The sequence below is a fragment of the Streptomyces sp. NPDC087906 genome (assembly GCF_055584925.1).
Map to the genome: position 1 here is coordinate 77,778 of NZ_JBVJLC010000007.1, position 11,507 is coordinate 89,284.

The window sequence follows — 11,507 nt, forward strand, 5'->3', positions numbered from 1 at the left end:
AGGTGGGCGCCGGTCGATTGTCAGTGCCGTGGTGCACGGTGGGACCACATCCGGTCGAACGATCTGGAGGGGGATCCATGACCATGCCCGAAACCACCGCCGAGGTCCTGCGGCCGCACGCCGAGAACCAGTTCGCGGACGAACTCACCGCGCTGGCCGCCGCCGACGACCGGCCGAGGCCGGCCCGCTGGCTGCTGTCGCCGTGGGCCGTGTCCCTCTATCTGCTCGGGGGCACGCTCCCCGACGGGACGGTCATCTCGCCGAAGTACGTCGGGCCGCGGCGGATCGTCGAGGTCGCCGTCACCACACTCGCCACCGACCGGGCGCTGCTGCTGCTCGGCGTGCCCGGCACCGCCAAGACCTGGGTGTCCGAACATCTCGCGGCGGCGGTCAGCGGCGACTCGACGCTGCTCGTGCAGGGCACGGCAGGCACACCCGAGGAGGCGATCCGCTACGGCTGGAACTACGCGCAGCTCCTGACCAACGGCCCCAGCAGGGCGGCGCTGGTGCCCAGCCCGCTGATGCGGGCCATGACCGAGGGCATGACGGCCCGGGTCGAGGAGCTGACCCGTATCCCCGCCGACGTCCAGGACTCGCTCATCACGATCCTGTCGGAGAAGACCCTGCCCATCCCCGAACTGGGCCAGGAGGTCCAGGCGGTGCGGGGGTTCAACGTGATCGCCACGGCCAACGACCGCGACCGCGGGGTCAACGACCTGTCGAGCGCGCTGCGCAGGCGCTTCAACACCGTCGTGCTGCCGCTGCCCGCGACCCCCGAGGCGGAGGTCGAGATCGTCTCGCGCCGTGTCGACCAGATCGGGCGCTCGCTCGAACTGCCCACGGGACCCGAGGGCATCGACGAGATCCGCCGCGTCGTCACGGTCTTCCGCGAGCTGCGCGACGGAGTGACGACCGACGGCCGTACGAAACTCAAGTCGCCTTCGGGCACGCTCTCCACGGCCGAGGCGATCTCGGTCGTCACCAACGGCCTCGCCCTCGCCACCCACTTCGGCGACGGCGTGCTGCGCCCCGCCGACGTCGCCGCGGGCATCCTCGGCGCCGTCGTCCGTGACCCGGCGGCCGACCGGGTGATCTGGCAGGAGTACATCGAGACGGTCGTGCGCGAGCGCGACGGCTGGAAGGACTTCTACCGCGCCTGCCGCGAGGTGAGCGTGTGAGCGCCGCGCGGGAGGCGGCCGGGCGGGGGCCGCTGCTGCTCGGGGTGCGGCACCACGGCCCGGGGTCGGCGCGGGCCGTCCGGGCGGCGCTCGAAGCGGCGGCGCCGGGCGTCGTGCTCATCGAGGGGCCGCCCGAGGGCGACGCGCTGGTGGCGCTGGCCGCAGAGGAGACGATGCGCCCGCCCGTCGCGCTGCTCGCGCATGCCGTGGACGACCCGGGGCGCGCCGCGTTCTGGCCGCTCGCGGAGTTCTCCCCGGAGTGGGTCGCGATCCGCTGGGCGCTCGGCCATGACGTACCCGTACGGTTCATCGACCTGCCGGCGGCCCACACCCTCGCCGAGGAGACCGAAGAGGCGGGCGACGGGCCCGACGAGCCCGTCGAAGAGCTGCGGATCGATCCGCTCGCCGTGCTCGCCGAGACCGCGGGGTACGACGACCCCGAGCGCTGGTGGGAGGACGTCGTCGAGCACCAGGGCCCGGGAGCCGGCGACCCCTTCGCGCCGTTCGAGGCGCTCGCCGAGGCGATGGGGGCGCTGCGGGAGGCGTACGGCGTCGGCGGGCACGGCCGCGATCTGGTCCGCGAGGCCCATATGCGTATCCAACTGCGCGCGGCGCAGAAGGAGTTCGGCGCGGCCGAGGTCGCCGTCGTCTGCGGGGCCTGGCATGTGCCCGCACTGATGGAACGCACCACGGCCACCGCCGACCGGGCCCTGCTGAAAGGGCTGCCGAAGGTCAGGACGGAACTGACCTGGGTGCCCTGGACCCATCGCAGGCTCGCCCGGCACAGCGGCTACGGCGCGGGGATCGACTCACCCGGCTGGTACGCCCACCTGTTCGGGGTGGCCGACCGGCCCGTCGAGCGCTGGCTGACCAAGGTCGCCGGGCTGCTGCGGGAGGAGGACCGGATCGTCTCCTCCGCCCATGTCATCGAGGCGGTACGGCTCGCCGAGGCCCTGGCCGTCCTGCGCGGCCGCCCGCTGCCCGGTCTGACCGAGACGACCGACGCCGTCAGGGCCGTGCTGTGCGAGGGGTCGGACGTGCCGCTCGCTCTCATCAGGGACCGGCTCGTCGTCGGCGACGTGCTCGGTGAAGTCCCGGACGCCGCGCCCGCCGTACCGCTCCAGCGCGACCTCACCCGCGCGCAGCGCACCCTGCGGCTCAAGCCCGAGGCGCTGGAGCGCGAGCTGGACCTCGACCTGCGCAAGGAGACCGACGCCGGTCGCAGCAGGCTGCTGCACCGGCTGCGGCTGCTCGCCATCGGCTGGGGCGAACCGTCGGCCGGACGGGGCAGCACCGGCACGTTCCGGGAGAGCTGGCGGCTGCGCTGGGAGCCCGAGCTGTACGTACGGGTCGCCGAAGCCGGCGTCTGGGGCACGACCGTGCTCACCGCCGCCACCGCCAAGGCCGCGTCGCGGGCCGTCGAAGCGACCGCGCTCGCCGAGATCACCGCGCTCGCCGAGCACTGCCTGCTCGCCGAACTGCCCGAAGCGCTGCCCGTCGTGATGCGCGCCCTCGCGGACCGCGCCGCGCTCGACGCGGACGTCGGCCATCTCGCCCAGGCCCTGCCCGCCCTCGCCCGCTCGCTGCGCTACGGCGACGTGCGGTCCACGGACACGGCGGCGCTCGGCGAGGTCGCCGCCGGACTCGTGGAGCGCGTCTGCGTCGGACTGCCGCCCGCCTGCACGGGACTCGACGAGGACGGCGCCGCCGAGATGCGCGGCCATCTCGACAGCGTCCACACCGCCATCGGACTCCTCCCGGACAACTCGCCGGCGATGGGCGAGCGTTGGGGAGCGGTGCTGCACAAGCTCGCCGCCCGCGACACCGTGCCCGGTGTGATCAGAGGACGGGCCGCCCGGCTGCTGCTGGACGACGGACGGCTCGAAGAGGACGAAGCGGCGCGGTTCATGAGCCTCGCGCTGTCCCCGGGCACGCCACCGGCCGACGCGGCGGCCTGGGTCGAGGGATTCGTCGGCGGTGCCTCGGGCGGCGGGATGCTGCTCGTGCACGACGAGCGGCTGCTCGGCCTGCTCGACGCCTGGCTGACCGGCGTACCCGACGCGGCGTTCACGGACGTGCTGCCGCTGCTGCGGCGCACCTTCGCCGCGTACGAGTCCGGAGTGCGGCGCACTCTCGGCGAGTTGGTCAGACGCGGCCCCGCGACATCCGACGGCGGCGGCGCTCCCGCGCAGGCCGAAGCGGGCGCCCCCGGCTTCGGCGCCGGACTCGACGGACCGCGGGCCAACGCCGTACTGCCCGTGCTGCGACTGCTGCTCGGCGACGAACTGACGGAGGTGGCCCGATGACGGCGAACGGCACAACAGGAACCGGCACAGGCAGCGTGCGCGACGGCGCCGTGGACGAGCGGCTGCGCCGCTGGCGCCTCGTGCTCGGCGGGGGAGCGGCCGACGGCACGGGCCGGGGGCTGACCGGCCAGGACGCGGCCATGGACGGTGCGCTGTCCGCGCTGTACGGCGCGGGGAAGGGCGGCGGCGGGCGCTCCGACCGCTCGGCCGGGCTCGGCGCGTCGGCGCCGTCCGTCGCGCGCTGGCTCGGCGACATCCGTACGTACTTCCCCACCTCGGTCGTCCAGGTCATGCAGCGCGACGCCATCAGCAGGCTCGGGCTCTCCGCGCTGCTCCTGGAGCCGGAGATGCTGGAGGCCGTCGAGGCCGACGTGCATCTCGTCGGCACCCTGCTCTCGCTCAACAAAGCCATGCCCGAGACGACGAAGGAGACCGCACGCGCCGTCGTGCGCAAGGTCGTCGACGACATCGAGAAGCGGCTCGCCACCCGCACCCGCGCCACCCTGACCGGCGCGCTCGACCGGTCGGCGCGGATCAGCAGGCCGCGCCACCGCGACATCGACTGGGACCGCACGATCCGGGCCAACCTCAAGAACTACCTGCCCGAACACGGCACGATCGTGCCCGAGCGGCTGATCGGATACGGGCGGGCCGCCCAGTCGGTGAAGAAGGACGTCGTGCTCTGCATCGACCAGTCGGGGTCGATGGCGGCCTCCGTCGTCTACGCGTCCGTCTTCGGCGCGGTCCTCGCCTCGATGCGCTCCATCGCCACCCGGCTCGTCGTCTTCGACACGGCCGTGGTCGATCTCACCGACCAGCTCGACGACCCGGTGGACGTGCTGTTCGGCACCCAGCTCGGCGGCGGCACCGACATCAACCGCGCCCTGGCGTACTGCCAGTCGCAGATCACCCGGCCCGCCGACACCGTCGTCGTGCTCATCAGCGATCTCTACGAGGGCGGTATACGCGACGAGATGCTGAAGCGGGTGGCCGCGATGAAGGCGTCGGGCGTGCAGTTCGTCGCTCTGCTCGCGCTGTCCGACGAGGGAGCGCCCGCGTACGACAGGGAGCACGCGGCGGCGCTCGCCGAGCTGGGCGCCCCCGCCTTCGCCTGCACCCCTGACCTGTTTCCCGACGTGATGGCCGCCGCGATAGAGAAGCGTCCGCTGCCCGTACCGGACGAGCCGGTCGCCCGTTCGTACGATCTGTGACAGGTATCACCGCTCAGGTGTGATCTGCGATTTAGGGTCCCACCGCCCTCGGGGATAACCTGCGAGACGGACATGCCGCGTACCGGACAGCGTGTACGCCTCCCTCTGTGACAGCGCAGTCACGTTGCCCTTCGCGGCACGCCCACGCACCCAACGAACCCGCGATCACCAGGCTGCGGAATCACAGACATAGGGACGGAGCGGACACGCGTGGACCTGTTCGAGTATCAGGCGAGGGACCTCTTCGCCAAGCACGGTGTACCGGTGCTGGCCGGTGAAGTCATCGACACGCCTGAGGCGGCCCGAGAGGTCACCACGCGTCTCGGCGGCAGGGCCGTCGTCAAGGCGCAGGTCAAGGTCGGCGGCCGGGGCAAGGCCGGCGGTGTGAAGCTGGCCTCCGACCCGGCGGACGCCGTCGAGAAGGCCGGCCAGATCCTGGGCATGGACATCAAGGGCCACACGGTCCACAAGGTGATGCTGGCCGAGACGGCGAACATCGCGGACGAGTACTACGTCTCGTTCCTGCTCGACCGCACCAACCGCACGTTCCTCGCCATGGCGTCCGTGCAGGGCGGCGTGGAGATCGAGGTCGTCGCCGAGGAGAACCCCGAGGCGCTCGCCAGGATCCCTGTCGACGCCAACGAGGGCTGCACCCCCGAGAAGGCCGCCGAGATCGTCGCCGCCGCGAAGTTCCCGGCCGAGATCGCGGACCAGGTCGCCGACGTCCTGCAGAAGCTGTGGGTCGTCTTCATCAAGGAGGACGCCCTCCTTGTCGAGGTGAACCCGCTGGTCAAGTCCGGCGACGGCAAGATCATCGCGCTGGACGGCAAGGTCTCGCTCGACGAGAACGCGGACTTCCGCCAGCCGGAGCACGCGGCGCTTGAGGACAAGGCGGCAGCCAACCCCCTTGAGGCCGCCGCCAAGGCGAAGAACCTCAACTACGTGAAGCTCGACGGCGAGGTCGGCATCATCGGCAACGGCGCGGGCCTGGTCATGTCGACCCTCGACGTCGTCGCGTACGCCGGTGAGAAGCACAACGGTGTGAAGCCGGCCAACTTCCTCGACATCGGCGGCGGCGCCTCGGCCGAGGTCATGGCGAACGGCCTGGAGATCATCCTCGGCGACCCGGACGTCAAGTCCGTCTTCGTCAACGTCTTCGGCGGCATCACCGCGTGCGACGAGGTCGCCAACGGCATCGTGCAGGCCCTCGAACTGCTCGCCTCCAAGGGCGAGAAGGTCGAGAAGCCGCTCGTCGTGCGGCTCGACGGCAACAACGCTGAGCTGGGTCGCAAGATCCTGTCGGACGCCAACCACCCGCTCGTGCAGCGCGTGGACACCATGGACGGTGCGGCCGACAAGGCCGCCGAGCTCGCGGCTGCGAAGTAAGGGAAGAGGGAAAACCACAACCATGGCTATCTTCCTCACCAAGGAAAGCAAGGTCATCGTCCAGGGGATGACCGGCGCCACCGGCATGAAGCACACCAAGCTCATGCTCGCCGACGGCACCAACATCGTCGGCGGTGTGAACCCCCGCAAGGCCGGCACGTCCGTCGACTTCGACGGCACCGAGGTCCCCGTGTTCGGCTCCGTCGCCGACGCGATCAAGGAGACCGGCGCCGACGTGTCGGTCGTCTTCGTACCGCCGGCCTTCGCGAAGGCCGCCGTCGTCGAGGCGATCGACGCGGAGATCCCCCTCGCCGTCGTCATCACCGAGGGCATCGCCGTCCACGACTCCGCCGCCTTCTGGGCGTACGCGGGCTCGAAGGGCAACAAGACCCGGATCATCGGCCCGAACTGCCCGGGTCTGATCACCCCCGGCCAGTCCAACGCCGGCATCATCCCGGGCGACATCACCAAGCCCGGCCGGATCGGTCTCGTGTCCAAGTCCGGCACGCTGACCTACCAGATGATGTACGAGCTGCGCGACATCGGCTTCTCGTCCGCCGTCGGCATCGGTGGCGACCCGGTCATCGGTACGACGCACATCGACGCCCTTGAGGCGTTCGAGGCCGACCCCGAGACCGACCTGATCGTGATGATCGGCGAGATCGGCGGCGACGCCGAGGAGCGCGCCGCCGACTTCATCGCCAAGAACGTGACGAAGCCGGTCGTCGGCTACGTCGCGGGCTTCACCGCGCCCGAGGGCAAGACGATGGGCCACGCGGGCGCCATCGTCTCCGGCTCCTCCGGCACGGCGCAGGCGAAGAAGGAAGCCCTGGAGGCAGCGGGCGTGAAGGTCGGCAAGACCCCGACCGAGACCGCCGAGCTGGCGCGCGCCATCCTCGCGGGCTGACGGCTGACTGCTGACGGCACGCGCCGTCACAGCGCACACACGCGGCCGGTCCCGCACCCCGGACATCAGGGGTGCGGGACCGGCCGTGCGCGGTTCCGCAGGCGATCAACGCGCATCCATCAGTGCGCCGTCGGCACCAGCCGGGGAGGGCCGCTCAGCGGCTCGTCCATCAGCTTCGCGCGCAGTTTCAGGTCCGCGCCGGTCAGTTGCTCGGGGCCGCCGCGCTGCGGCACCCCGCCGACCCGCTCGCTCGGCGCGCGCGGCGGCTCGTACTGCCTCGGCGCCGTGGCGACGGTGAACGCGGTCGCCCCGATGATCAGTACGGTGAGGGCGACGGCCGACCGCGTCCAGAACTTGGCCCGCCGTTCGCTCGCGGTCCGTACCGCGCCCGCCGGTGCGATCGACGGCGGGGCGACGGTACGGGTGAGGCTGCCGAGCTTCGCGTGCAGCTCGTCCGGGTCGGCCAGCTCGGGCACCCGCTCGGCGACCGCCTCCCGCGCGTGCAGCAGCCGGTTGGCCGCCGTCGGGGTGCTCGCCTCCGTCTCGGCCGCCGTCTCCGGCAGGTCGAGGCCGAGACCGTCGTAGAGCAGCAGCGTGCGCCGGTGCCGGGGCGGCAGCCGCAGCAGCGCCTCACGCAGCGGCCGTCCTTCGCGCTCGGCCGCCGCTGCCGCCGGGTCCGGGCGCCGGTGGGTGAGCCGCAGCCGGTGCCACGGCGACAGCGCGTACTCGTAGGCGGCGGCCCGCACCCAGCCCGCCGGATCGCGGTCGACGGCCACCTCGGGCCAGCGGTGCCAGGCGAGGTGGAACGCGCGCTCGACGGACTCCTGGGAGAGCGCGCGCCGGCCGGTCAGCAGATACGTCTGGCGGACGAGGGCGGGCGCCGCGTACGCGTACAGCGCGTCGAACGCCTGCTCGGCCGTGTCGGCCTTGGTGTACGGCGGGGACTTGGTGATGTTGACCTTCACGGCGGGCGGCTCGATCACCGCCACCGCGCCCGCCGCGGGTGCCGCAGGTGCGGAAGTGTCGGGCGCGAGGGCCGGTGCGGCGGCCGTCGTGGCGGCGGCCGTCGCGGCGCGTTGCCGGGCCGCCGCGCGGACCTCGGCGGCCTCCCGCTCGTCCTTCTCCTCCTGCTCCCGCAGCTCGGCGGCGTAGCCGGCCAGCAGTCGCGCGTACGCGTCACGCTTACGGCCCCGGGGAGCGGCCCTGCCGGTCTCCCAGCCCCGTAGCGTCGACTGCGTGACGCCCAAGGCCGCAGCGACCTGCTTGGCCGTCATGGACTTCGCCTCGCGCAGCCGGCGCCGTTCCTTGGGGACGGGCAGCGGGGGCGCGGGGGCGCTGTCCTTGGTGCTCTGTGTCATGACGGACTCCCCGCAGCACTGTACTGGGCGAAAAAGTACATAAGCGTATATTGAGCGACACGGCGACCATTCGCCCGTTACGCGATTAAAGCGCGTGTCGTTGGCAGCATGGCGGCGTGACCCAGGTGACTGATCGCGGTATGCCGCTGTCCTCGGCCTCGGCCGCCGAGCGTGGCCGGGCCGCCGCGCTGACCGCGTCCTTCCTGCGCGGGATCATCGCGGCGGGGCTCGGACTCGGCGCCATCGCCGTCCTCGTGATGGCGCTGTGGATCAGCTCGCCGTACCCGGACAGCGGCGCGGGGGGCGCCATGCACGTCGCAGCGGCGCTCTGGCTGCTCGCGCACGGCGTCGAGCTGACCCGGCCCGACACCCTCTCGGGGACGCCGGCGCCGCTCGGCGTCGTCCCCCTGCTGCTCGTGCTCCTGCCCGTCTGGCTCGCCTACCGGGCCGCGCGCGACACGACGGAACCCGACGAGGGCCGGCCCCAGCTCACGGCACTCGGCGCCGTGACCACGGTGGCCGGCGGATATCTGCTGGTCAGCGCCGCTGTCGTGCTCTACGTGACGGGCGGCCCGCTCACCGCGTCGCCGCTGCGCGCCGCTCTCACGCTGCCGCTCGTCGTCGTACCGGCCACCGTCGCAGGCGCCTGGTCGGGCACCGGGCGCTCGGCGGGAGCGCTGCCGCTGTGGCTGCCGGAGGCCGTACGGGCGTTCCTCGTCCGTACGGTCTGGGCTCCCGCGACCCGGCGCAGGACCGGCGCCGCGCTGCGCTCGGGGGCGGCGGGCGCCGCCGTCCTGCTGGGCGGCGGGGCGCTGCTCGTCGGGGTCTCGCTGGTGTGGCACGGCGACGCGGCGCAGGAATCGTTCCTGCGGCTCTCCGGGATCTGGTCGGGGCGGTTCGCGGTCATGCTGCTGGGGCTCGTGCTCGTACCGAACGCGGCGGTCTGGGGCGCCGCGTACGGCCTCGGCCCGGGATTCGCCCTCGGTACGGGGGCGACGGTCGGCCCGCTCGGCGTCACCGGCAGCCCGGAGGCGCCCGCGTTCCCGCTGCTCGCTGCCGTGCCCGGGACGTCGGGCACGCCGGTGCACTGGGCCGCCGTCGCGGTCCCGATGGTCGCGGGACTGGTGGTCGCCTGGTTCACGGTGCGGGTGGCTGCGCCCCCGTACGCGCTGCGCGAGGAGTCCTGGACCGCGCGCCAGACGGCGGTGGCGGTGCTGGTCGGCGGCGCCGGCTGCGGGGCGCTGACCGCGCTGCTGGCGGCTGCCGCCGGCGGCCCGCTCGGGACCCACGACCTGGCGGAGTTCGGGCCGCTGTGGTGGCTGACGGGCGCAGCGGCGCTGGTGTGGACGCTGGCCGTCGGCCTGCCGGTGGCGCTGGGGCTACGGGCCTGGCGGCTGCGGGAGCGGCGCGTCAAGGACGTGGACACGGCGGAGCACGAAACGGTCCCGCCGGTGGAGGTACGGGGGGCGGTGGAGCCGGTCGCGGCTGCCGGGACCGGGACGAAGACGGCCACCGGGGCGGCTGCTGCCGCGGAGACCCCGAAGGTGGCCTGGTGGCGGGCGCTGCTGTGGTGGACCGGCGCACGGGCCGACGGCGCACCGGCCGTGGCCTCGGCGGTCGCCGCCGTACCGCAGCCCGCGCATCCGGCGGCGGAAGGGCCCGGGGCCGACGCCGACCTGGACGCCGACTACGACTTCCTGCCGGCCGAGGCTTGGCACGACGACGACGCGCGAGAGGCCCGCTGGGCCGCGTTCAAGGAGGTCGCGGACGGTCCGGTGCCCGATCTGCCCGCACCGGCTCCACCGGTCGTACCGGCCCCACCCGCCGTACCTGTGACGCCGCCCCTTCAGCAGCCGGAGCCGCCCTCCACGGAGGAGAGCGAGTCCAAGACCGATCAGGCCGACGCCGACGAGGGCGACACCCCGCCGGGTGCTACTCCTTGATCCCGAAGACCGAGACCAGCGAGTGCGGCAGTTCGTCGTTGCAGGAGATCTGACCCGTCTTGGTGAGGGCGTCGTCCACGCACGTGTAGTAGTCGCGGTAGACGAGCTGCACCGTGAACGTCGCCGCCACGATCGCCAGCGCGAGCCCGGCCGTCACGATCCCGCTCACCGCGGCCGTCGTCTGCGGCTTGCCCGTACCGGTCGCACCGCTCGCACCGGTCGCACCGCTCGCACCGGCCGCCGGTCGCTGCCCGCCCCGGGCCGGCGACCGCTGCGGTCCGTCGTCGGCAGGCGCGCGGTCCGAAGGATCGGCCGACGGCTGCGCCGGGGCGTTGAACGGGTCGGGCCGGCCGGCCGTCGCGCGGCCCTCCGTACGCTGCGCGGGCTGCTTGTTCCGCAGCGAGCTGATGCCCCAGTACAGGCCGAGCGCGCCGAGCAGCAGCGCGATCTCGGGGAAGTTGAACAGCGCGAAGAAGAAGGCCCACATTCCTGCCAGCAGGGCGTAGCGGGCGCGCCGCTGGGCCGGGTCCGTCGGGTCCCAGCGCAGCCCGCGGCCCCCTTCGGGACCGCCCTGGCCAGGCCCCTGGCCCGGCCTGCCGCGCTGCGGATCGGGGGTGTTCCGGCTGCCGGGACGGCTGCCGAAACCGCCCTGCGAACGGCCCGGCTGCCGGCTGCTCCACTGGCTGCCCCAGACCGGACGGTCGCCGTCGGCGCCCGAACCGTCGTCGGGGGAGTCACCGCCGCCGTGGTGGCGGGGCCGCCACGGCTGGTCGGGTCTGTCCTCGGGCGGAGGCGCGAACGGATTGTCGTCGGAAGGACCGGAAGGACCGGAAGGCCCTGAGGAGCCCGATCCGGAACCCGAGCCCGATCCGGAACCCGAGCCGGAAGCGGAACCCGAGCCCGAGCCCGAGCCCGTGCCCGAGTCCTCCGGTTCGGCAGGTCCCGACGACCCGGACGACCCCGAAGGCCCGGTGGAAGAGGACTGGCGTTCCCGCTGCAGCAGCACCGGCCCGGAGGGCGGCGGGAGGTGGAGTGCCGTGCGGCGGCGTCGGTCCGGCATCTGGTGAACGTCTTCCCCTCAGACCCTGCGCGCGGGGGTCTTGGTCTCGTATGGCCCGTCGAGAGACGGAACCCTGTCCCCTGACGCTACCTCCCGGCCACGCCCCCGTCCCGTGGGGGCGTCTCGGTGTGCCGGTATCGTTGCTGACGGTCGGCTCC

At 73.2% G+C, this 11,507-nt stretch carries 8 protein-coding genes; 6 read left to right on the forward strand and 2 right to left on the reverse strand.

Annotated elements, in window-relative coordinates; genetic code table 11:
- The first annotated feature begins 77 nt into the window (after positions 1-77).
- The 5 genes from ACZ63I_RS21545 (at position 78) to sucD (ending at position 6,988) form a co-directional block, all read left to right on the forward strand.
- On the forward strand, positions 78-1,178 hold the full coding sequence (locus tag ACZ63I_RS21545) for an ATP-binding protein (RefSeq protein WP_469340595.1): 1,101 nt from the start codon (positions 78-80) through the stop codon (positions 1,176-1,178).
- Positions 1,175-3,484, forward strand: a complete 2,310-nt coding sequence (locus ACZ63I_RS21550) for a DUF5682 family protein (RefSeq protein ID WP_469340596.1) — start codon at positions 1,175-1,177, stop codon at positions 3,482-3,484. The genes ACZ63I_RS21545 and ACZ63I_RS21550 overlap by 4 nt, the downstream gene beginning before the upstream one ends.
- Complete coding sequence (locus ACZ63I_RS21555; RefSeq protein WP_469340597.1) at positions 3,481-4,695, forward strand: vWA domain-containing protein; 1,215 nt, start codon at positions 3,481-3,483, stop codon at positions 4,693-4,695. The genes ACZ63I_RS21550 and ACZ63I_RS21555 overlap by 4 nt, the downstream gene beginning before the upstream one ends.
- Before the next feature lie 210 nt (positions 4,696-4,905).
- A complete protein-coding gene (gene sucC / locus ACZ63I_RS21560) occupies positions 4,906-6,081 on the forward strand; it encodes an ADP-forming succinate--CoA ligase subunit beta (protein WP_469340598.1) in 1,176 nt (391 codons plus the stop codon).
- 22 nt (positions 6,082-6,103) lie between these two features.
- Positions 6,104-6,988 (forward strand): succinate--CoA ligase subunit alpha, encoded by an 885-nt coding sequence (gene sucD, locus ACZ63I_RS21565; RefSeq protein WP_041985432.1) that lies wholly within the window; start codon positions 6,104-6,106, stop codon positions 6,986-6,988.
- 119 nt (positions 6,989-7,107) lie between these two features.
- Here sucD and ACZ63I_RS21570 read toward each other — a convergent pair whose 3' ends face one another.
- On the reverse strand, positions 7,108-8,346 hold the full coding sequence (locus ACZ63I_RS21570; RefSeq protein ID WP_469340599.1) for a sigma factor-like helix-turn-helix DNA-binding protein: 1,239 nt from the start codon (positions 8,344-8,346) through the stop codon (positions 7,108-7,110).
- Between the two features lie 116 nt (positions 8,347-8,462).
- On the opposite strand from ACZ63I_RS21570, the gene ACZ63I_RS21575 reads away from it, so the two are divergent.
- Positions 8,463-10,289: a cell division protein PerM gene (locus ACZ63I_RS21575; RefSeq protein ID WP_469340600.1), complete on the forward strand. Its 1,827-nt coding sequence runs from the start codon at positions 8,463-8,465 to the stop codon at positions 10,287-10,289.
- Here the strand turns inward: ACZ63I_RS21575 and ACZ63I_RS21580 are convergent.
- Positions 10,279-11,349: a hypothetical protein gene (locus ACZ63I_RS21580; RefSeq protein ID WP_469340601.1), complete on the reverse strand. Its 1,071-nt coding sequence runs from the start codon at positions 11,347-11,349 to the stop codon at positions 10,279-10,281. The genes ACZ63I_RS21575 and ACZ63I_RS21580 overlap by 11 nt on opposite strands.
- Between the last annotated feature and the right edge of the window lie 158 nt (positions 11,350-11,507).